Source organism: Pantoea sp. X-Soil-YNGN-785 (assembly GCF_059730585.1).
This window is the reverse complement of record NZ_AP035943.1, coordinates 374,258-395,147: the sequence shown is the minus strand read 5'-3', so window position 1 is coordinate 395,147 and position 20,890 is coordinate 374,258. Positions and strand designations below refer to the sequence as shown.

Annotated in this window: 18 protein-coding genes; 9 read left to right on the top strand and 9 right to left on the bottom strand. The window is 54.7% G+C overall.

The genetic code is table 11. The features are described 5' to 3' along the window. Nucleotides 1–43: 43 nt before the first annotated feature. Nucleotides 44–1,006 (top strand): FAD:protein FMN transferase, encoded by a 963-nt coding sequence (locus AC6I8E_RS20500; protein ID WP_497824740.1) that lies wholly within the window; start codon nt 44–46, stop codon nt 1,004–1,006. Here AC6I8E_RS20500 and dcuR read toward each other — a convergent pair. Together dcuR and AC6I8E_RS20490 are read right to left on the bottom strand one after the other, a co-directional pair. Further along, nucleotides 1,000–1,719 carry a two-component system response regulator DcuR gene (gene dcuR, locus AC6I8E_RS20495; protein WP_013196205.1) on the bottom strand — a complete coding sequence of 240 codons (720 nt, stop codon included), beginning with the start codon at nt 1,717–1,719 and terminating at the stop codon, nt 1,000–1,002. The two genes, AC6I8E_RS20500 and dcuR, sit on opposite strands and share 7 nt — an antisense overlap. After that, nucleotides 1,716–3,350 carry a sensor histidine kinase gene (locus tag AC6I8E_RS20490; protein WP_497824739.1) on the bottom strand — a complete coding sequence of 545 codons (1,635 nt, stop codon included), beginning with the start codon at nt 3,348–3,350 and terminating at the stop codon, nt 1,716–1,718. Before AC6I8E_RS20490 ends, dcuR begins: the two co-directional genes overlap by 4 nt. Before the next feature lie 305 nt (nt 3,351–3,655). Between AC6I8E_RS20490 and mqo the strand changes: the two genes are divergently transcribed. Next, on the top strand, nt 3,656–5,305 hold the full coding sequence (gene mqo, locus AC6I8E_RS20485; protein WP_313677314.1) for a malate dehydrogenase (quinone): 1,650 nt from the start codon (nt 3,656–3,658) through the stop codon (nt 5,303–5,305). A 71-nt stretch (nt 5,306–5,376) separates the two neighbouring features. On the opposite strand, the gene AC6I8E_RS20480 is transcribed toward mqo, so the two are convergent. Continuing rightward, on the bottom strand, nt 5,377–5,688 hold the full coding sequence (locus AC6I8E_RS20480) for a VF530 family protein (RefSeq protein ID WP_041456564.1): 312 nt from the start codon (nt 5,686–5,688) through the stop codon (nt 5,377–5,379). Between the two features lie 207 nt (nt 5,689–5,895). On the opposite strand from AC6I8E_RS20480, the gene AC6I8E_RS20475 reads away from it, so the two are divergent. After that, nucleotides 5,896–7,209: an MFS transporter gene (locus AC6I8E_RS20475; RefSeq protein ID WP_013196209.1), complete on the top strand. Its 1,314-nt coding sequence runs from the start codon at nt 5,896–5,898 to the stop codon at nt 7,207–7,209. Between the two features lie 103 nt (nt 7,210–7,312). Here the strand turns inward: AC6I8E_RS20475 and AC6I8E_RS20470 are convergent, their stop codons facing one another. From AC6I8E_RS20470 to AC6I8E_RS20455, 4 genes are all read right to left on the bottom strand, one after another. Then, nucleotides 7,313–7,447: a hypothetical protein gene (locus AC6I8E_RS20470; RefSeq protein WP_013196210.1), complete on the bottom strand. Its 135-nt coding sequence runs from the start codon at nt 7,445–7,447 to the stop codon at nt 7,313–7,315. A gap of 703 nt (nt 7,448–8,150) precedes the next feature. Next, nucleotides 8,151–9,617 (bottom strand): pyridoxal phosphate-dependent decarboxylase family protein, encoded by a 1,467-nt coding sequence (locus AC6I8E_RS20465; RefSeq protein WP_013196213.1) that lies wholly within the window; start codon nt 9,615–9,617, stop codon nt 8,151–8,153. 14 nt (nt 9,618–9,631) lie between these two features. Further along, nucleotides 9,632–11,017, bottom strand: a complete 1,386-nt coding sequence (locus AC6I8E_RS20460) for a diaminobutyrate--2-oxoglutarate transaminase (protein ID WP_013196214.1) — start codon at nt 11,015–11,017, stop codon at nt 9,632–9,634. A gap of 463 nt (nt 11,018–11,480) precedes the next feature. Beyond that, entirely contained in the window at nt 11,481–12,065 is a 585-nt protein-coding gene (locus AC6I8E_RS20455; RefSeq protein ID WP_013196216.1) for a TetR/AcrR family transcriptional regulator, read from the bottom strand. 104 nt (nt 12,066–12,169) lie between these two features. Here AC6I8E_RS20455 and AC6I8E_RS20450 point away from each other — a divergent pair, with 104 nt between their 5' ends. After that, entirely contained in the window at nt 12,170–13,063 is an 894-nt protein-coding gene (locus AC6I8E_RS20450) for an ABC transporter six-transmembrane domain-containing protein (RefSeq protein ID WP_497824738.1), read from the top strand. 104 nt (nt 13,064–13,167) lie between these two features. Here AC6I8E_RS20450 and AC6I8E_RS20445 read toward each other — a convergent pair whose 3' ends face one another. After that, nucleotides 13,168–13,917, bottom strand: coding sequence for an NAD-dependent epimerase/dehydratase family protein (locus AC6I8E_RS20445; RefSeq protein ID WP_497824737.1), 750 nt, complete (start codon nt 13,915–13,917; stop codon nt 13,168–13,170). A gap of 304 nt (nt 13,918–14,221) precedes the next feature. Between AC6I8E_RS20445 and AC6I8E_RS20440 the strand changes: the two genes are divergently transcribed. Further along, complete coding sequence (locus tag AC6I8E_RS20440) at nt 14,222–15,418, top strand: MFS transporter (RefSeq protein WP_497824736.1); 1,197 nt, start codon at nt 14,222–14,224, stop codon at nt 15,416–15,418. 423 nt (nt 15,419–15,841) lie between these two features. Continuing rightward, nucleotides 15,842–16,054, top strand: a complete 213-nt coding sequence (cspE, locus tag AC6I8E_RS20435; RefSeq protein ID WP_003855207.1) for a transcription antiterminator/RNA stability regulator CspE — start codon at nt 15,842–15,844, stop codon at nt 16,052–16,054. A 181-nt stretch (nt 16,055–16,235) separates the two neighbouring features. On the opposite strand, the gene lplA is transcribed toward cspE, so the two are convergent. Next, entirely contained in the window at nt 16,236–17,252 is a 1,017-nt protein-coding gene (gene lplA / locus AC6I8E_RS20430) for a lipoate--protein ligase (RefSeq protein ID WP_497824909.1), read from the bottom strand. A gap of 232 nt (nt 17,253–17,484) precedes the next feature. Here lplA and AC6I8E_RS20425 point away from each other — a divergent pair, with 232 nt between their 5' ends. The 3 genes from AC6I8E_RS20425 (at nt 17,485) to AC6I8E_RS20415 (ending at nt 20,859) form a co-directional block, all read left to right on the top strand. Further along, on the top strand, nt 17,485–18,396 hold the full coding sequence (locus AC6I8E_RS20425) for a DMT family transporter (protein WP_370425612.1): 912 nt from the start codon (nt 17,485–17,487) through the stop codon (nt 18,394–18,396). Between the two features lie 145 nt (nt 18,397–18,541). Then, nucleotides 18,542–19,771, top strand: coding sequence for an MFS transporter (locus tag AC6I8E_RS20420; protein WP_497824735.1), 1,230 nt, complete (start codon nt 18,542–18,544; stop codon nt 19,769–19,771). 26 nt (nt 19,772–19,797) lie between these two features. Beyond that, a complete protein-coding gene (locus tag AC6I8E_RS20415) occupies nt 19,798–20,859 on the top strand; it encodes a sugar phosphate isomerase/epimerase family protein (protein ID WP_497824734.1) in 1,062 nt (353 codons plus the stop codon). Nucleotides 20,860–20,890: the final 31 nt, after the last annotated feature.

Below are 20,890 nucleotides of genomic sequence, written 5' to 3'. Positions count from 1 at the left end.
ATCCTGCGGGTGCCGGTTTTTCCCCTATAAAGCAGAGTCGCCTATGTTAACTGATGCGCGTGTCTATGCTTACTCCGCTGTACTAATGGGTTCGCCCATCCTGCTCAAACTCTTCGAAGACAACCAGACGCTAGCCGGACAGGTTTTCCGCCTGATCAAACAGCAGGAGAATCTCTTCACGGTAAATCGCGCGGCATCGGAAGTCATGGCGATTAACCACGCGGCAGGAGAGCATGCGGTGGTCGTCAGTCAGCCCGTGTTTGATTTGATCGCCTGTGCGCATGCGGTGAGTCTGTTGCCCGACAGCCTGTTTAATCTCGCTATCGGTCCGCTGGTGAAGTGCTGGAAAATTGGTTTTCAGGGCCACAGCGTTCCGTCAGAAGCCGATCTTCAGGCGCGCATGACGCTGATTAATCCGCAGGACGTGATCCTTGATGCTGCCACCCGCAGCGTGATGCTGGCACGGCCAGGAATGGAGATTGACCTGGGTGCCATCGCCAAAGGCTATATCGCCGACGTAGTCCAGGCCTTTTTGCGTCAGCAGCAGGTCAGCAGTGCGCTGATCAATCTGGGCGGCAACGTTCAGACGGTGGGCGCGCCGCCTGAAGAGGCGGGCTGGGCAATCGGTCTGAAAAAGCCGTTTGGTAAGGCCGATGCGCTAATCGGTGTCATCGGTGTAAATAACCGCTCGGTCGTGACGTCCGGTATTTATGAGCGCTATTTCGAGCTGGATGAGATCTGTTATCACCACATCCTGGATCCACAGACCGGTTATCCGCTGGATAACGAGCTGCTGAGCGTGACCGTGATTTCCGAGCGCTCGCTGGATGGCGACATCTATACGACGCTGCTGTACGGGCTGGGCGTTGAAAAGGGTATCGCCTGCCTGACCGACAAACCGGGCATTGAAGCTATCTTTGTGACCCGTGACAGGCAGATCATCTGCTCGTCACAACGTCACTTTTCGTTTCAGTTACTCGACACGGACTACCGGCTGGTTCACTGACAGTATTGTTTGAGTAAGGTGTGATACTCCGGCTGCAGGCGATAGCGGTAAACCGGACGACCCGTGACCCCATAGTGAATGCTGGTGAACAGAATATTAATCTGCGCCAGCCAGATAAGGTATTTGCGGCAGGAGACCCGGGAGATATTCACCTCGGTTGCGAGTTCATCAGTAGAGAACTCGGTGCCCGGATGCGCGTCGATCCACAGGCACAGCGTACGCAGCGTCTGCGGCGTTAAGCCTTTCGGCAAACGTTTCTGCTCGCTGGCGCCTGGCGGATTGCCATGCAACAGCTGATCGACGTCTGACTGCTGATAGAACTGTTGATTATCCATTAGCGACTTTTTCTGTCGCCAGCCGGTCAGCGCCTCTTCAAAGCGGGCAAACTGGAAAGGCTTGATCAGATAGTCCACCACGCCATAGTTGAGCGAGGTCTTGATCGTGGCGGCATCCGCCGCTGACGAGATGATAATCACGTCAACCGGGCGTCCGGCGCTGCGCAACTCCGGCAGCAGGTCGAGACCGTTTTCCTGCTGCATATAGATATCCAGCAGGATCAGATCAACCTGTGGTTCAGCCTCGGCCAGCCGCTCTTTAGCCTGCTGTAAGGTTGAGGCCGTGCCGCAGCAGGTAAAGCCTGGGATCTGCCCGATATAACAGCGATTCAGCTCGGCTACCATGGCGTCATCATCGACAACTAACACATTGATCATTGGGTTATCATTCCTCTCTCCCACGGAAGTTGCACAAAAAATTGGGTAAATACACCGGGTTCCGACTCAACACTGATATTACCGCCCAGGCTTTCGGTCTGTTGTTTGACCAGAAACAGTCCGACACCGCGATCGTCACCTTTTGACGAGACGCCGCGCTCAAAAATGGCGCTAAGCTGCGAGCTGCCGATGCCCGGCCCGTCATCACTCACTTCGCAGGCTAACCAGCCATTCTGATAATGCAGCATGAGGTGAATTTCCCCTTCGGTTTCCGGATCCAGCGCCTCAAGGGCATTTTCAATTAAATTGCCCAGCACGGTAATCAGAACTGCGCTCTGCTCCTCGCTGCCGCAGTCAGGCAGAAAGCTCGCCTCATCGATAATCAGCTGATGACCTTCATCGGTTACCCGATTGATTTTGCTGAGCAGGAAACCGGCAATGATCGGCGATTTGATCTTTTGCAGCAGCGAACCGATCTCCGTCTGATAGGCGTTAGCGGTTTTCAGAATGTACTCTTCCATCTGTGCATAATTTTTCATATGCAGCAGGCCCAGAATCACATGCAGCTTATTCATGAACTCATGGGACCGCTCACGTAACGCATCTACATAGTTTACCATGCCGTCCAGACGCTGCATCAGCTGGCTGATTTCGGTTTTATCCCTGAACGTCGTTACCGCGCCGATAATGCGGTCACGACTGCGCACCGGAACGGTGTTGCTGATCAGGATGCGATTACCCAGCGTCAGCTCCTGATCGTGCCAGGCTTTACCCGCATGCAGCGCATCCTGCTGATGGCGATGCATGACGCTCTCCTCAGCAATCAGGTCACCGCTTAACGGCATCCTGCGGGTGGTTTCATGCAGCAACTGCTGAGCCGCGTGGTTAATCAGGCTGACGCGTGACTGATCATCGACCGCAATCACCCCTTCTTTAATGGAATTCAGGATCGCCTGGCGCTGTTCAAACAGGCTGGAGATTTCGTGTGGCTCCAGCCCCAGCAGTATTTTCTTGAGTCGCCTGACCAGAATCAGAATACCCAGCAGCCCGACCACACCACCAAACAGGACGGTCCAGACGATATTCCAGCGGCTCTTTGCAATCTGGGCTGCCACATCATTCAGCGCAATGCCGATTGCTACCACGCCAATCTGCTGATGCTGTGCGTTATAGACCGGCGTAAACACCCGCAGTGCCTCCACCAGCACGCCATGATTGACCGCCACATTTTCCCGGCCACTCAGCGTGGGATAGATGTCATTGCCGACAAAATGTTTGCCGATCACCGCGGCATTGGGATGTGAAAAGCGAATGCCGCGCATGTCCGTCACCACCACAAACAGCAGGCCATTGCGTTTGCGCGCGGCTTCCGCCAGCAGCTGAATCTGGCTGCTGCCGTCTGGCAACAGTAACCCGCGCTGCACTTCCGGGCTGTCTGCCAGCGTTCGCGCCACCGCCATCGCTTTATCTTTAAGATGCGACTGGGCAAAGTTATCAATCTGAACGAAATAGAGCAGATGGACAGCGAGCAGCACGGTAACGATCACCGCAGTCATCATGAGGGTGGTCAGGGTACTGAGTTTCATGGGTCGTTTCGTCACGGCATGTCGGTTCTGTGGTTGGCTTGTCATCGATGTTCAGCACGGGTGGGGGATCGGCTGGAAACATACGCTAACTCACCGCATCAGTACAGTTTTAGCAGTCTGCGCGCGGGCGACAGCGCAATAACAATATTTGGGTTAGGGGATTGTATAATTCAAAGGACACCCTTAATGTGTGGTTAAAATATGTGAGCAATTCGGTAGCCTTTTGTAATTAAATTAAGACTAAATTGCTATTTTTAATTTTATAACTATTTTCACATTAACTCATAAATAACATTATTTTAAACTTTAAGGACTTTTTTTAACCAGTACCGTCTGAGCTGTAGATTAAAATGATGAATTCAAAGAAAGTTATTCCCACCCTTTCCCTCGCGGCCTTGTTAGTTTCTTCAGCCCTCCACGCTGAAACCTCACCAGAGAAAACCGATGTCCTGTTAATTGGCGGCGGCATTATGAGCGCCTCTATGGGCACCATGCTGGAAGAGCTGCAGCCTGGCTGGAAACAGATCATGGTCGAGAAACTGGATGGCGTGGCGCTGGAATCCTCTAACGGCTGGAATAACGCCGGTACCGGTCACTCTGCCAACATGGAGCTGAACTATACGCCTGAGCGTAAAGACGGCTCGATCGACGTGTCTAAAGCGCTGGAAATCAATGAAGCCTTTATGATTTCACGTCAGTTCTGGAGCTCTCAGATTAAAGAGGGCGTAATGCACGACCCGCGCTCTTTCATCAACTCAACGCCACACATGAGCTTTGTCTGGGGCGACAATGTCGACTTCCTGACCAAACGCTATGCGGCGCTGCAGAAAACTGCGCTGTTCCAGGGGATGAAGTTCTCTACCGATCACAAACAGATCGCGCAGTGGGCACCGCTGGTAATGGAAGGTCGTGATCCACAGCAGAAAGTGGCCGCTACCTGGACGCCAGTCGGCACCGACGTTAACTACGGTGAAATTACCCGTCAGCTGATCGGCAGCCTGAAGAAGAATGATAACTTCCGTCTGGAAACCTCATCGGAAGTGACCGACTTCAAACGTAACGGCGACAACTCCTGGCACGTCACGATTAAAGATGCTAAAAACGGCAACGAACGTGCGGTTGACGCGAAATATGTCTTCATCGGTGCAGGCGGCGGCGCGCTGAAATTACTGCAGAAGACCGGCATCCCGGAAGCCGATAACTATGCAGGCTTCCCGGTCGGTGGTTCTTTCCTTGTCACCGAAAACAGTGCTATCGCCGATCGTCATCTGGCGAAAGTTTACGGTCAGGCTTCAACCGGTGCACCGCCGATGTCCGTTCCGCATCTGGATACCCGTTATCTGGATGGCAAACGCGTCGTGCTGTTTGGACCGTTTGCGACCTTCTCAACCAAGTTCCTGAAAAACGGCTCGCTGTTTGATCTGCTGAGCACCACCACTACCCATAACATCGTGCCAATGACCGATGTGGGTATGGATAACTTCGACCTGGTGAAATACCTGATCGGACAGGTGATGCTGAGTGATGAAGATCGCTTCGAGTCGCTGAAAGAGTACTACCCGGACGCGAAGAAAGAGGACTGGAAACTGATTCAGGCCGGTCAGCGTGTACAGATTATCAAGAAAGATGCTGATAAAGGTGGCGTGCTGAAACTGGGCACAGAAATTGTGACCGATCAGCAGAAAACTGTGGCGGCTCTGCTGGGTGCTTCTCCTGGTGCATCAACCGCAGCGCCAATCTCTCTGAGCGTGATGCAGAAACTGTTCCCGGAAGAGTTTAAGTCACCGGAATGGCAGGCGAAGATCCACAAAATGATCCCAGGCTACGGTCAGAAACTGAATGATAACGTGCCGTTGCTGCAGCAGGTCTGGAATGAGACCGCAGCGACTCTGCAACTGACCACGCCGCCCGTGATCAACATGGAAGGCAAAACCGCAGACGCGCCGGGAGCACAGCCTCAGCAGGCTGCGCCTTCAGCGAAACACGACATGGCGCTGTAACAGCAGCCTGACGTGAAAAAAGCCCGCCCAGGTTTACCTGCGCGGGCTTTTTTATTGCTTCATTTTCGGTGTTACTCCGGCGTGTTCCCGCGCCACTTGCCCCACGGATCTTCAGCAGATGGCTGATCGGCTTCTTCAGCCGCTTTGTCGCGTGCTGCCGGTTGTGCGTTTAACGAGGCCAGATAGAGCGCTTCGACTTCAGCCCGCGCCCACGGCGTACGGCGTAAAAACTTCAGGCTCGATTTAACGCTGGGATCGCTTTTAAAGCAGTTAATGTTGATCCGTTTTCCCAGCTCTGCCCAGCCATACTGCGCGACTAAACTGTTTATCTGCATCTCCAGCGTGATGCCATGCAGAGGATCTTTTGAGGTGTGTGCGTTCATCATCTATCCGCCTGATTCATTCAATGCCGCGTATCCTGACAATCGCACAGCGGTTGTGCAAGAACTGAAGGTGAAAAAGAGCGTGTGGGGGTCTGCAACCGCAGATTTATGTGCCTGAAGTAACGCGACGGGCAGAAGTTTGCGCAGATGAGCAGCGATTGTGCTAATCATAAGCGACTGATGAGGCTTTAAAAAGGATCGCCTGCCATGTCTGCTCCTGCTGATAATCTGCTCTCTTCCGCCAGCCGAAAACGTGCTCTGCTTGCCGGTTCGGTCGGTAATTTCATTGAATGGTATGAGTTCGCGGTCTATGGCTTTCTGGCCACGGTGATTGCGCAGAACTTTTTCCGGCTGGAGGGCGAGTCCGCGCTGACCGGGTTGCTGCTGACCTATGCGTCGTTCGCCATCGCCTTTTTCTTCCGTCCGCTGGGTGCCATTGTTTTTGGCCGGATGGGCGATCGCATCGGGCGAAAACCCACCTTGATTTTTGTATTGATTATGATGACGCTGGCGACAGCCGCTATCGGTCTGGTTCCGACCTATGCCCAACTGGGTATCCTGGCTCCGCTGATCGTTACCAGTCTGCGTATCCTGCAGGGCCTGTTCGCGGGTGGCGAGTATGGCGGGGCGGTGTCGCTGATGACCGAGTTTGCACCACGCGGAAAGCGCGGTCTGTATGGCGCGTGGCAATCCTTTACCGTGGCGCTGGGATTACTGGCAGGTGCGGGCATAGTGGCACTGCTCTCCGTGCTGCTGACGCCAGAGCAGATGCTGAGCTGGGGCTGGCGCATCCCGTTCTTTATCGCACTGCCGCTGGGCGCGCTGGCACTCTGGCTGCGGGTGCAGATGGAAGAGACGCCCGCGTTTGTTCAGCAGCAGGCACAAACCCAGGAAAAAGTGAACGCCAGCCTTGGTGACACGCTGAAAACGATTCTGCTGGGCATCTGCCGGCTGATGGTGTGGTCGGCGGCAGGTTACACCTGGCTGGTGATCATGCCGACTTATCTGCAGGCATCGCTGCACACCGGATTTAACCAGGCACTGCTGATTGCGGTGATATCGAACCTCGGCTTTGCCGCCACCATTATCCCGGCCGGGATGCTGAGCGACAGGATTGGCCGCCGCGCCGTGATGGTCGCAGCGGCGGTACTGTTGCTGGTGCTCTCTCTGCCGCTGTTAAACGTTTTGCAGGCAGAGAGTACCGGACTGCTGCCCAAAGCGCTGGTGGTCTTTATCGCAGGTGGCGTGGTCGGATTGCTGGCGGGGCCAGGGCCCGCGATGCTGGCCGAGATGTTTCCGACGCGCGTGCGTTACACCGGGCTGGGCCTGGCCTATTCGCTCTCTAACGCGGTCTTTTCCGGCTGCGCCGGATTGATCATTACCAGCCTGATCAAAGAGACCGGTAATCCTGATATTCCCGCCTGGTATGTGATGGCGACTGCGCTGGTCAGTATTGTTGCGTTGATGACGCTGAATAAAGATGATCATTTGCGACTGCTGGATGAGCCGCCGTCACGCTAAGTTCTGTGAGCGGTAAAGGATAATCGGGCAGGCTGCCTGTGTATCAGGCTGCCTGTTAGCGTTAACGCCCGCGAGGGTGCAGGCGTTGGTTATTCAGAACAGATTAGCGATCCTGCGATGACGATAAACTGAAAACCTGATCGCGCGAGCGGACTTTATCAGCATGGTTATCGGCAATGATAATCACGGCCGCCATAATCAGACCCATAATAATGATGATTAATTTACGCAGCAGCATAAGCCATTACTCCTGTTGAATTAACTCACCCAGTGAATAGCCGTTATTGTGGCTTAATCAAAGAGGTAATTTGAATATTGGTCTATTATGGCTAAAAGGTAAGCGTTATTTTTTGATCGTGATGCGGTTTATCCATATAAGATGAAATAAAGAGTCTGTACGGGTTATATATTAAACGCGCGCTAAACAGAATCATTAAATCTGTCAGTTTCTCTTCCGGGCACCTTCTGCGCGTGAGGCCAGCTCTGCCTGTATACTCCGCACGTCACCCATGCCAACGGCTGCCTGCACCGGAATCTTCACATTGTCAGCCATCATGGGAACATTGCTAAAGGTAAAGATAATGCGGCGGGTATAATGCCGACCTCATCAAATACGGTAGCGACAATAATACCGGCACCAGCTTTCTCGACCTGCTGTGAATGGGTGACATCGGGCGTCAGCGCACGATAAATAATTAAATGCGGTGCTGTTTTAAGACGCTGAGTATTTCGGGATCACGCAGCTCATTGATTATTACTACCTCAACTTCGATTTTTTTACCGAATGGATCAGCCAGTACAAGATCTGAGATGAAGAGGCCATGTAACGGAACGGAGGGGACAGGGATGAACAGGTCATCATGATATTAAAAGCAAAGAGCGCGGCAGAAAAATAAAAAGGCGCCCTAAGGCGCCTCTGTGGTGTGAACCGATGTGATGAATTACACCAGCTGCTGTGCCGTCGTTTCCACCAGCGTCAGCAACACCTTGATATCTTCCAGCGTTACCGTTGGGTTCAGCAGGGTCATCTTCAGACAGGTGACGCCATCGTGCTCGGTCACGCCGACGTTAGCGCGGCCTGACTCCAGCAGGGCATCCCCGATGCGCTGGTTCAGCAGGGCGATATCCGCACTGCTGAGGTGCGCCAGATGCGCCGGACGATAACGGAACAGGACGCTGGCGAGCTGCGGTTTCATCACCAGCTCCAGAGCAGGCTGCTCTTCAACGTACTGTGCCACCTGCTGCGCCAGCGTCACACCGTGATCGATGATTTCGGCATACTGCTTCTGACCCAGCGCTTCCAGACCCATCCACAGTTTCAGTGCATCAAAACGACGGGTGGTCTGCAGCGATTTGGATACCAGATTCGGCACGCCCTGTGCTTCATCAAACTCCGAGTTCAGATAGGCCGCCTGGTAGCGCATCAGCTCATAGTGACGTGCCTCCTTCAGCAGGAAGGCACCGCAGCTGATGGTCTGGAAGAACTGCTTGTGGAAGTCCAGGGTAATGGAGTCGACCAGCTCAATGCCATCCAGATAGTCACGATACTTCTCTGAAAGCAGCAGCGCGCCGCCCCAGGCCGCATCGACGTGCACCCAGATGTTCTCTTCCGCCGCCAGCGCCGCGATTTCACGCAGCGGATCGATTGCACCGGCATCGGTAGTACCCGCCGTGGCAACGATCGCAAGGATGTTTTCGCCGTTAGCTTTAGATGCGGCCAGCTTCTGACGCAGGTCATCCATATCCATGCGGGCAAACTGATCACATTTCACCTGCGTGACGGACTGATAGCCCAGACCCAGCAGCGCCATGTTCTTCTGTACGGAGAAGTGCGCGTTCTCTGAGCAGAAGACTTTAATCTTCTTCAGATCGCCGGTTAAGCCATCCTGCTGAACAGAATGTCCCTGACGCGCAAACCAGGCGTCACGCGCCAGCATCAGCCCCATCAGGTTGCTCTGGGTGCCGCCGCTGGTGAAGACGCCCGCGTCGCCAGGCTGATAACCCACCTGGGTGCGCAGCCACTCAATCAGCTTCATCTCAATCAGGGTGGCAGACGGTGCCTGATCCCATGAATCCATGCTCTGGTTGGTGGCGTTGATCAGCACTTCCGCCGCCTGGCTGATGACCAGGCTCGGACAGTGCAGATGCGCCACACACTGCGGGTGATGCACCGACAGGCTGTCTTTGAGGAAATACTCAATGGCGCGTTCAATCGCGGCCTGGTTACCCAGGCCCTGAGGATTGAAGTCCAGCGTGATGCGCTCGCGCAGCTCTGCGACGGTTTTTCCCTGATACATCTCAGGTTGTTCCAGCCACTTAACGACGGCCGCGCTACTCTGGGCAATCGCCTGCTGGTAGGCCTCGGTACTCTGTGCTGAGGCCGCCAGAATCGGGTTTAACCGGGACATTGCATTCACTCCACTTAAACTGCTTTCACGCCAGCGGACAGCAGGGCGTTTTCAAATTTATCCAGGAACACGTCCAGTTCTGCATCTGTGATCAGCAGGGAAGGTAGCAGACGTAATACGCTGCCGTGACGTCCGCCACGCTCCAGAATCAGGCCGTTCTCAAAACATTTTTTCTGTACCAGCGCTGACAGCTCGCCGTCTGCCGGGAAGCTGCCCATGTGGTCAGCAGGCTCGTCAGGTTTCACCAGCTCGATGCCGATCATCAGACCCAGACCACGCACGTTGCCGATAACCGGGTAGCGCTGCTGCAGCTCGCCCAGTTTGCCTTTCAGCCATTCGCCCTGTGCCGCGACTTTGTCAGCGATGTTGTTATCTTTCAGCAGTTTCAGCGTGGTCAGGCCGGTAGCCATCGCCAGCTGGTTGCCACGGAAGGTGCCGGTGTGGTGACCCGGAGACCAGGCGTCGAACTCTTTCTTAATGCCCAGTACCGCCAGTGGCAGACCGCCGCCGACCGCTTTGGACATCACGATGATGTCTGGCTCGATACCCGCGTGTTCAAAGGCGAAGAATTTACCGGTACGGGCAATACCCGCCTGGACTTCGTCGATGATCAGCAGAATGCCGTGCTCTTTGGTCACTTTGCGGATGCGCTGCAGCCACTCAGCTGGTGCCGGGTTAACCCCGCCTTCACCCTGAACCGCTTCCAGAATCACCGCCGCAGGTTTGCGAACGCCGCTTTCAACGTCGTTGATCAGGTTTTCGAAGTAGTAGGTCAGCGCTTTCACGCCCGCTTCACCGCCAATGCCCAGCGGGCAACGATAAAGGTGCGGATAAGGCATGAACTGCACTTCCGGCATCATGCCGTCTACGGCTTCTTTCGGTGACAGGTTGCCGGTGACCGACAGCGCGCCGTGGGTCATACCGTGATAGGCACCCGAGAAGCTAATGATACCGGAACGACCGGTGTGCTTTTTCGCCAGTTTCAACGCCGCTTCAACGGCATCTGCGCCGGACGGGCCGGTAAACTGCAGGCAGTACTCTTTGCCCTGACCCGGTAATAACGAGAGCAGGTACTCAGAGAACTCATCCTTTAACGGCGTAGTTAAATCGAGAGTATGTAACGGCAAGCCGCTAGTAATGACATGTTGAATGCTCTGCAGAACGTCTGGATGGTTATGACCCAACGCCAGCGTTCCGGCACCGGCAAGACAGTCGAGATACTGATTATTCTCGACGTCGGTGATCCAGACACCCTGAGCTTTCGCAATCGCGAACGGCAATTTGCGAGGATAACTTCGAACGTTTGATTCAAATTCAGCCTGACGGGCTAAATAGGTTTCGTTGGTTGCGTTTAAGTTCTGTGCATTCAAACTATCAATACGGACTTTATCCGTCATCATATCTCTCCTACAACCGGGACGGGCGTAGCGTCACAGTTGAATAAATGAATTAAAATGGGTGGCTATGTGTAAAGCGCGGCCAATATAGGTGTTTTTCAGGTCCGACTCAATGATTAATTTTGTCGGCAGATAACACATTCTTTGCTATAGGAATCAATCAGTTGGTGGGTTTATGACCGCATGCATTATTGCCGCTACGCTAACGGCTTTCTAATAAATGGCGTAAAAACACCAGCTTACCCGTTTCACCAGGCGCTAAGTCAATGATTATAATCTGTGTAAACAGCTGTTTCCGGCGAAAAACGCTATCAAAAAGGGGGCTTTTCAGACGTAAAAAGCATAAGTCAGCTTAACTGACGAACTCGCATTTATAGCCGCTTAAAACTGCACGCTAATTAAAACAATAAACCTTTCTTTAACATTTAATTAATATATGGCGAAAGGTAAACCGTATTAAGCGGGATTAACGGCATGGCCCCAGGGCAAATTCAACAAACTGGTCGAGGTCTGTCATGGCTTCGCGAGCTTTGGACTCTGAAGGATTTATGGTCAGCAAATCCGCATAGCCGTTCAGCATGGCGCTGATTTGCCTGGCGGTGCGGGGAACATCATCACATCGCAGCGTGCCGTCGGTGACACCGTCACGAATTATCCCCTCCATCAGTGCCTGCCACACTTCAGTCATCTCTTCAGCCAGTGCAGCATAAGCAGCATTGTGCGCTGCCGTCTGCCAGAAAGAGGCGTAGAGCTGCCAGGTGGCATCCGGTGCACTCGGCAGATGGCTTTCAAACAGGGTATGCAGCCGCTGACGCGGTGTGAGCACGGCCAGTGTGTCGGCAAAACTTTCAAAATCGACCCGCATAAAGCGTTCCAGCGCCGCCAGGCAGAGTGTCTGCCAGTTGCTGAAGTAGTGGTAAATATGACTGCGTGAAATACCTACCGACTCGGTGAGTTCACGGGTGGTCACTTTTTCGATCCCTTTCTCAATAAACAGCACTATCGCTGCATCCAGGATTTTGGTTCTTAATACCTCAGCCGACTCTTTCATTATTCTCTCTATCACTGCCACGTTGACTTTGAGCAATTGCTCAAATAGACTGCTTTTCGTACTTGAGCAACCGCTCAAGAGTAACTCTATCAGAAACAGAAACTATGTCTTCCTCAAAAACGATCCTGCCCGTTGCGGCTCCCCGCAGCGCTATTCTGACATTAAAAATGCTTGGCCGCCGCCATAGCCGCAAGCTATTCCTCACGCTGCTACTGGTGGTGGCGGAAAACGTCATGTATCTGCTTTATCCGCTGCTGGCGGGCTTCGCTATCAACGCCATACTCTCCGGCAGGACCTGGCATGCGGTGCTCTATGCGGCGATGGTCTTTACCATGTGGGCCATCGGCGCAGCGCGGCGCAGTGTCGATACCCGTACTTTTGCCCGCATCTATGCTGAGCTGGCCGTGCCGGTGATTGTGGCACAGCGCAATGAAAAACATAGCGCGTCGACGATTGCTGCGCGGGTGGCGCTGTCTCGCGAGTTTGTCGACTTTTTCGAGAAGCATCTGCCGGTGCTGATTACTTCGCTGGCGTCAATGACCGGTGCGGCAGTGATGCTGCTGGCTATCGAGTTCTGGACCGGCGCAGGCTGTCTGGCGATCCTGCTGTTCTTCGCCTGTTTCCTGCCGGGATTTACCCGCAAGAACGATGCGCTGTTTGGCCGTCTTAACAACCGGCTGGAGAAAGAGGTGAGCTTTGTCAGCAACGCGAACGCCGCGTCACTGGGGCGACACTATGGCGTGCTTGCCAGTCTGCGGATCCGCCTCTCGGATCGGGAAGCGTGCGGCTATCTGGCCATCGGTAGCGTGGCGGCACTGCTGTTTGCGGTCACCATCGCGGTGATGTCGGGGCGTGGCAGCACCAATGCCGGTCATATCTATTCGGTAATGACCTATATGTGGATGTTTGCCATGAGCCTGGATGATGGTCCACAGCTGCTGGAGAAATATTCACAGCTGAAAGACATTGGTCGAAGGGTGAGTACTGGAACGCATTGATTGGCTCGATTCCGCTTCTGCTACGTCTGAATTCGGCTTCCGGCAGCGCTTAAGAGACCGCCGAACTTTCTGGCGGTCGTTCATCTTAAGCATGACGACCCGATTTAATAATCCAGTTCACCCGGCGCGAATGTTTTGAATGCGTTATCAGACGGCGTATAGCCCAGCACCTCACGCGTCTGGGTCAGATCAAAGCGCTTGAAGCGGTTATCGGAAATGCCATAGCCAATAAAGAAGGTGATGTTCTCTGCCTCGACCGCACCGGTCAGCAAGCGGACGGCATCATCCGGACTCAGCCATGCGCTGTAATCCCGCGCCGTGTGCAGGCTATTATCCAGTTTTGCTTCAAACGCTCCGATTCTCAGTGCCACGCAGCTCAGACCGTGCTGGCTGGCATAGAAAGCGCAAAGGGCTTCCCCATAACATTTGGTGACGCCATACAGATTTGCAGGACAGACAGCCATGCCGGGATGTATCTGAACATCTGTCGGATAGCCCTCAATAGTCTGCGCACTGCTGGCAAACACCAGACGACGACAGCGATGCTCTGCGGCAGCCTTCAGTAACCAGGTGGTGGAGAGAATGTTCGCGGGCAGCAGATCGTCGAAATTGGCCTGTGCATCAGGGATACCGGCGAGGTGGATGACGGTATCGACAGATTCTTCTGACAGTAAGCTCGCTGCCGCATCCGGTTGCGACAAATCCGCTGCGATAAACCGATGCGGGGCGGGGATCGCGTAGTCGGGCTCCCGCACATCCGTCAGGATAAAACGGTAGCGATTCTGGGTGGCTTCGAAGAACGTCCGGCCGATGCGTCCGCTGGCACCGGTAAGAAAAATCACTCTGGTCGTCATCTGCTGATTCCTGTTCAGTAACCTGTTAAATAAAGACGCGTTAACCGGTCAGTTAAGCAGACATTCCCGACTTAAGCCTGCCTGGTCTCTCTGGATTGTGAGCGGGCACATAACGATTCGCTCGAGCCCTGCACAGTGGAAGCCTGCCGCTGGCGCAGCCTTAACCGTGCGTCAGATCACAAAATGGGTTGCTTAGCGCGGCATGACTTTCTATAGTCAAACCGCTTCATCCGGACGGGAACACGTTCTGCTTTCTCCCGCCGGCTCACGTCAGCTTTTCAGTTCAGGCCATTGGGAATCAATTTTGTTAAGAAAAAATCATAAAACCGACGATGCCGGCTTTATCCGCTGGGCATTACTCGCTCTGGCGCTGGGCGGCTTTGGTATCGGAACCGGTGAGTTCATCATGATGGGCCTGCTGCCCGATGTTTCACGCTCTCTGGCGATCACCGAACCGCAGGCGGGCAACGCCATCGCCAGTTACGCGCTGGGTGTGGTGGTGGGCGCACCGTTTATTGCCGTCCTGGCAGCGCGGATGGCGCGTAAATCGCTGCTGCTGATCCTGATGGCGCTGTTCAGCATCGGTAATGTCGCCAGCGCAATGGCCGACAGCTATCACGGGCTGCTAATTGCGCGCTTTCTGACCGGGCTGCCGCACGGCGCTTATTTTGGGGTGGCCTCCCTGGTGGCGGCTTCACTGGTACCGATTGAACGGCGCGGCCGCGCGCTGGCGTCTCTGATGCTGGGCCTGACGGTCGCAACGCTGATTGGTGTGCCGCTGGGCTCCTGGATTGGACAGCTCTTCAGCTGGCACGTGGTATTCACCTTTGTGGGCGCGATTGGTCTTCTGACCTGCCTGCTGATTGGTCGCTATGTGCCTTACACGTCAGGCGATGCGGATGCACATCCGATGCGCGAACTGGGTGCGCTGAAAAACCCGCAGGTGCTGCTGACCCTGCTGGTGGGCGCGGTCGGCTTTGGCGGCATGTTCGCGATCTTCAGTTACATCGCGCCGACGCTGATTAATATCGCTGGCATCTCTCCTTCACTCATCCCATGGGCGATGGTGGCGTTTGGACTGGGAATGATCATCGGTAATCTGGTCGGTGGCCGTCTGGCTGATGGTGCGGTGCTCAACATTATTGGCTGGACGCTGTTATGGAACGTGCTGGTGATGCTGGCCTTCCCGGTACTGGTTCAGCATGTGGCCACCGGACTGCTGGCGACCTTCCTGATTGGCACCTGCTCGGTGCTGCTGCCGTCGTTACAGATTCGCCTGATGGATGTCGCCAATGATTCGCAAACGCTGGCGGCTGCAATGAACCATTCGGCGCTGAATATCGCCAATGCGATGGGCGCTTATCTCGGTGGCCTGACGGTGTCGCTGGGCTATGGCTGGATCTCCACGGCCTGGGTCGGCGTGGCGCTGGGTGTGGCCGGTCTGATGGTGTTTGTGATGACGGCGCGCCATGCTGCGCGTCAGCAGGTACAGCCAGCCTGACCGAAATAGTGCAGGGCGCAGCGACAGACATGGCCGCTGCGCCGCATTTGCCCGGACCTGTCGTATTATTTTTCTGCAACGCTGATGACTTCGCTTTAATTAATCTGACCGTTCAGCAATCATTATTCATCCGACAGCCCTGAAAATTGAAAAGGCTTTAAAAATCAATCAGAGCGCTCCGGACGTCTGGATGTTAAAATTAAATTAAAATAATGTTTGCTTAAGTCGCTCTGGCATGACTTAATAGCGACCTCGGTTTGGAACACAGACCTTATCAAAGCAGTTTTAGTAAAGCAGTCCTCAGTGCAAGCGATATCTCAAGATACCCCTTCTTCATGAGTCTCCTCCTAAAATCCTGGTAAGTAACCTTCTGGAAGACAGGCCATCTTCGCCACTTGTGGCTCATAAATTAAGGAAATATCGATGTCTAATAAAATGACTGGTTTAGTAAAATGGTTTGACGCGGGTAAAGGCTTCGGTTTTATCTCTCCTCAGGACGGCAGCAAAGATGTATTCGTACATTTCTCTGCAATCCAGAGCAACGATTATAAAACTCTGGACGAAGGCCAGCAGGTCGAATTTACTATTGAAAACGGCGCTAAAGGTCCTTCAGCGGCAAACGTAGTTCCTATGTAAGCCTCTGTTATCAATAACGCTTACAATCGCGATGACGGTAATAGCCTGAGCAGATAAGCCTGAATTGATAATAAAAAAACCCGCCTTGAGCGGGTTTTTTGCGTTTATGCCTGGCTGAATATATGCGCGATGTCTTCGTCCGCGACAGCGTTTCGCCGGGCCAGTCTCAGACTGAGCCTGTTCATCTTAAGCTTGCGATTAGCCACTGCTGCAGTTCTGTCAGCTCCGCCTGCTGTGCCGGAAAATCGGCAACCAGCTGACTCAGCACGTGCTCCAGTGCATCGGGCCGGTAAGTGACATTCTGCATTCGCTGGGCCAGCGCTTCGAGCGGTGCGGGAGCGAGGCTGTCGCTGAAAATCTGACAGCGGCTGATCACGCCGCGTTCGACATCGAAGTGAATCTCCACACCGCCCCAGACGAAACGCTGGTCCAGCAGATGCGAGAAGTCAGGTGCCTGACCGAAATTCCAGTCCCAGCTACTCTGCTTTGCGAACTGCTCAGTGAATCCAGGCAGGTCGGGCAGGGCATCTGGAGAGATCATCTCCGGCTCACACTGCTCGCCGAAATGTTCAAAAAATGCGTCCGTTACCGCGGAGCAGATCGCCTGATAGCTGATACCCGGCGTTAACTCCGTCAGATTGGCGACCCTGGCGCGTACTGACGTAATCCCTTTGGCCTGCAGTTTCTTCACATCAGGATTAAGGTAATCTGCCAGCCGGGAAAGATCGGCATCCATCAAAATAGTGCCGTGATGAAAACCGCGATCGGGTGTTTCACGATACGCAGACCCGGAGATTTTGCGCAGTCCGTCAGCGGTGTTCACCACTAAATCGTTACGGCCGGATGCTTCCGCCGGAACACCCAGCGCGTTCAGTGCGCGCAGGATAATAGCAGTTGAAACGCTTTTATCGTACTCCGGCTTGCCGGCCATAAAGGTAAAACAACAGTTGCCGAGGTCGTGAAACACCGCGCCACCGCCGCTGCTGCGACGCGCCAGACGGATGCCATCTTCCGCCATGCGCCGGGTGTTGCACTCTTTCCACGGATTCTGCGCCCGCCCAATGACCACCGTTTCCGCATTCCGCCACAGGAACAGCACCCGCTGGGTGGCGGGCATCTGCCGGAAAATGCACTCTTCGACCGCCAGGTTAAACCAGGGATCACTGGATTCCGATAACAGTAAACGCAGCGTGGACATCATGAACTCCCGTTCCATATGAGAAGCGGCCCATAAAAACAGGGCAGAGCGCAGAAGTCTACCAGCACGAACACGGACCCACATGCCTCTTCATGCCGTGATGCGGCGGCAAAAAAAGATAATCTGCCGTCTGCGGCGCAATCACGGCAGATTGCTGCACAGCATTGTGCCAGTATGTTGTCTGAGTCTGCTGATTTTACAGCTTATTTTCCCCACTGAGATCAAAAACCTTATGAACGCGTCCGCTGGCATAGCGATGAAGATCACAGCTGCGTTGAGCTCCACGCTGATGCTGGCCTGTGTAAAAGGACTGGATGGCGCAATCCCGGTCGGCGAAGTGATCTTTTTCCGCTCTGTGCTGGCACTGGTCCCGCTGCTTATCTGGCTGCGTTTCCAGGGCAGCGTGCTGGAGGGTATTCGCACCCGTAATATTCGTGGGCATTTTGTGCGCGGGCTGGCCGGAACCGGCGGCCTCTATTTCAGCTATCTGTCACTACTCTACATCTCACTGACCGACGCCACCGCGATTAACTATGCTGCGCCGCTGTTTACCGTGCTGCTGGCGGCACTGCTGCTGCGTGAAAAAGTGCGGCACCATCGCTGGGTGGCGGTCTTTACCGGTTTCAGCGGCATTCTGGTGATGTTTTCCGGGCATCTTTCGCTGACGCAGTCGGCGTCATTCTCGCTCTCCGCGTCGGCGGGCATTCTGCTGGCGCTGATGGCAGCTTTCTGTACCGCCTGCGCACTGGTCCAGATTCGGTTTCTTAACGGCAAAGAGAAGCCGGGTGCCATCGCCTTCTGGTTCGCCGTCACCACAGCGTTAACGTCGCTGATCACGCTGCCGGGCGGCTGGAAAGTGCCGCACGGTAATCAGGTAGCGCTACTGATAGGCTGCGGGCTGCTGGGCGGAATCACGCAGATTCTGATGACCCTGAGCCTGCGGTACGCTGAAGCCTCGCTGCTGGCGCCGTTCGATTACACCACGCTGATCTGGTCTGTCGCGGTGGGCTATCTGTTACTGGGTAATCTGCCGACTACCACTACGGTCATCGGTGCGGTTCTGGTGGTGTGCGGCGGCCTCTATTCAGTGCTTTATGAGCGCTACCGTTTTCGTAAATCGCGGTTAGCGGATATCACGACCTGAGCAGATGTCACATCACAATGCTGAATATTGAAAAGATGATAAAGTACTGTTACCAGTTTGTGATCGCGGCGAAAGAATAAATGCTTGTAATCGATTACTTTTAATTCCGGCTGAAAGTAATCGATTACTTATTCGTGAGGTTCTCATGATTGCAACGGTGCAGGTGAGTGCAGGTCAGCGGGTGCAGCATAAGCTGCTGGTGCCGCGCCTCTCTCTGATGATGTTTATGCAGTTCTTTATCTGGGGCAGCTGGTCGGTAACGCTGGGGCTGGTGATGACCCGTCACAATATGCCGTTGCTGATTGGGGATGCGTTTTCAGCCGGGCCTATTGCGTCAATTCTCTCGCCGTTTGTGCTCGGTATGCTGGTGGACCGCTTCTTTCCCTCGCAGAAAGTGATGGCCGTGATGAATCTGGCGGGTGCAGCGATTCTCTGGTTCGTGCCGCAGGCACTGATCGCAGAGAACGGCGCGTTGCTAATCGCCCTGTTATTTGGCTATACGCTCTGCTTTATGCCGACGCTGGCGCTCTCGAATAACATCGCCTTTCACAGTCTCGCCAGCAGTGAGAAGAGTTTCCCTATTGTCAGGGTCTTCGGCACCATCGGCTGGATCGTCGCGGGGATCTTTATCGGCGTGACCGGCATTGCGGACAGCGTCGTGGTGTTCCAGCTGGCGGCACTCTGTTCGGTCCTGCTGGCCATTTATAGCCTGACGCTGCCTCACACCCCGGCACCGGCTAAAGGTTTACCGTTAAAAGTCCGCGATCTCTTCTGCGCCGACGCCTTCGCCTTGCTGCGGCTGCGTCATTTCATGGTCTTTGCGCTGTGCGCCACCCTGATCTCCATTCCGCTCGGCACCTACTACGCGTTTACTGCCTCCTGGCTGGCGGATGGCGGTATCCGCGAAGTCAGCACGCTGATGTCGCTGGGCCAGATGTCTGAAATTGCCTTCATGCTAATCATCCCGCTGCTGTTTCGTCGCCTGGGTGTGAAGTACATGCTGCTGATTGGGATGACGGCGTGGTTTGTCCGCTATGCCCTGTTCGCGCTGGGCATGAGTGATGAGACGCGCACGCTGATCTACCTCGGCATTCTGCTGCATGGTGTCTGCTATGACTTCTTCTTCGTAGTGGGATTTATTTACACCGATCGGATTGCCGGTGAAAAGGTAAAAGGGCAGGCGCAGAGCATGGTGGTGATGTTCACCTACGGCATAGGCATGCTGCTGGGGTCGCAAATCTCCGGCGCACTCTACAACCATCTGGTGGCAGGTCACGCCAGCGCGCAGAGCTGGGCAATCTTCTGGTGGATCCCTGCGGTTGCCGCTGCGCTGATTGCGATTATCTTCTTCTTCTCGTTTAAATACCGTGATTAGGCGGTAGCGAAAAACAGGAGCTACTGATGAAAACAGTTAAGGGACCGGGCATCTTCCTGTCGCAGTTTATCACCTCGCAGCCGCCGTTTAATTCGCTGGCGGGTCTGGCGGAGTGGGCCGCCGCGCTGGGATATCGGGCGCTGCAGATCCCCTGCCATCAGCCCGCTATATTCGATCTTGAAAAGGCAGCGGTCAGCCAGAATTATTGCGATGATGTCCGGGGAATGCTGGCCGGTTTCGGACTGGAGATCAGCGAGCTGTCTACCCATCTTGAAGGGCAGCTGGTGGCGGTGAACCCGGTATACGACCTCGCATTTGATAATTTTGCGCCAGCAACACTGCGTGGCGATCCCGCCCGGCGCACCGACTGGGCTATCGCCACGCTGAAGCGTGCGGCGGCGGCCTCGGAAAAACTCGGTCTGCGCGCACACGCGACGTTTTCCGGCTCGCTTGCGTGGCCCTGGTTCTACCCCTGGCCGCCGCACCATGAAGCGCTGTTCGACGAGGCATTCACCGAGCTGGCCCGGCGCTGGCTGCCGGTGCTGGATGTGTTTGAGCATCACGGCGTTGACCTCTGCTATGAGATTCATCCCGGCGAAGACCTGCATGACGGCGTCACGTTTGAGCGTTTTCTGACGGAAGTGAATCACCATCCGCGCTGCAATATTCTGTTTGACCCCAGCCATCTGCTGCTGCAACACATCGACTATCTGCAGTTCATCGATCTTTACCATTCGCGTATCAAAGCCTTTCACGTTAAGGATGCTGAATATCAGCTTAACGGGCGCAGCGGCGTCTATGGCGGTTATCAGCCCTGGCTGGCCCGTGCCGGACGCTTTCGCTCGCCGGGCGACGGGCAGATCGACTTCAGTGGTATCTTCAGCAAGCTGGCGCAGTATGACTATGACGGCTGGGCGGTACTGGAGTGGGAGTGCTGCCTGAAGGAGGGCGAAACCGGGGCGCGTGAAGGTGCAGCGTTTATCCGTCGCCATATTATTCCCGTGGCTGACCGCGCGTTTGATGATTTTGCTTTAGCAGAGAACGCCCCATCGGTACGCCACCAGCTGGGTCTGGATCGCAACGCCTGAAATGGCGGTATGGATTCAGCGGATGAGCGGT

What these genes read in the sequence shown, in the direction of transcription:
- AC6I8E_RS20500 (WP_497824740.1), top strand. Translation starts at nt 44, where the DNA reads ATGTTAACTGATGCGCGTGTCTATGCTTACTCCGCTGTACTAATGGGT.
- dcuR (WP_013196205.1), bottom strand. Translation starts at nt 1,719, where the DNA reads ATGATCAATGTGTTAGTTGTCGATGATGACGCCATGGTAGCCGAGCTG.
- AC6I8E_RS20490 (WP_497824739.1), bottom strand. Translation starts at nt 3,350, where the DNA reads ATGACAAGCCAACCACAGAACCGACATGCCGTGACGAAACGACCCATG.
- mqo (WP_313677314.1), top strand. Translation starts at nt 3,656, where the DNA reads ATGATGAATTCAAAGAAAGTTATTCCCACCCTTTCCCTCGCGGCCTTG.
- AC6I8E_RS20480 (WP_041456564.1), bottom strand. Translation starts at nt 5,688, where the DNA reads ATGAACGCACACACCTCAAAAGATCCTCTGCATGGCATCACGCTGGAG.
- AC6I8E_RS20475 (WP_013196209.1), top strand. Translation starts at nt 5,896, where the DNA reads ATGTCTGCTCCTGCTGATAATCTGCTCTCTTCCGCCAGCCGAAAACGT.
- AC6I8E_RS20470 (WP_013196210.1), bottom strand. Translation starts at nt 7,447, where the DNA reads ATGCTGCTGCGTAAATTAATCATCATTATTATGGGTCTGATTATGGCG.
- AC6I8E_RS20465 (WP_013196213.1), bottom strand. Translation starts at nt 9,617, where the DNA reads ATGTCCCGGTTAAACCCGATTCTGGCGGCCTCAGCACAGAGTACCGAG.
- AC6I8E_RS20460 (WP_013196214.1), bottom strand. Translation starts at nt 11,017, where the DNA reads ATGATGACGGATAAAGTCCGTATTGATAGTTTGAATGCACAGAACTTA.
- AC6I8E_RS20455 (WP_013196216.1), bottom strand. Translation starts at nt 12,065, where the DNA reads ATGAAAGAGTCGGCTGAGGTATTAAGAACCAAAATCCTGGATGCAGCG.
- AC6I8E_RS20450 (WP_497824738.1), top strand. Translation starts at nt 12,170, where the DNA reads ATGTCTTCCTCAAAAACGATCCTGCCCGTTGCGGCTCCCCGCAGCGCT.
- AC6I8E_RS20445 (WP_497824737.1), bottom strand. Translation starts at nt 13,917, where the DNA reads ATGACGACCAGAGTGATTTTTCTTACCGGTGCCAGCGGACGCATCGGC.
- cspE (WP_003855207.1), top strand. Translation starts at nt 15,842, where the DNA reads ATGTCTAATAAAATGACTGGTTTAGTAAAATGGTTTGACGCGGGTAAA.
- lplA (WP_497824909.1), bottom strand. Translation starts at nt 17,252, where the DNA reads ATGTCCACGCTGCGTTTACTGTTATCGGAATCCAGTGATCCCTGGTTT.
- AC6I8E_RS20425 (WP_370425612.1), top strand. Translation starts at nt 17,485, where the DNA reads ATGAACGCGTCCGCTGGCATAGCGATGAAGATCACAGCTGCGTTGAGC.
- AC6I8E_RS20420 (WP_497824735.1), top strand. Translation starts at nt 18,542, where the DNA reads ATGATTGCAACGGTGCAGGTGAGTGCAGGTCAGCGGGTGCAGCATAAG.
- AC6I8E_RS20415 (WP_497824734.1), top strand. Translation starts at nt 19,798, where the DNA reads ATGAAAACAGTTAAGGGACCGGGCATCTTCCTGTCGCAGTTTATCACC.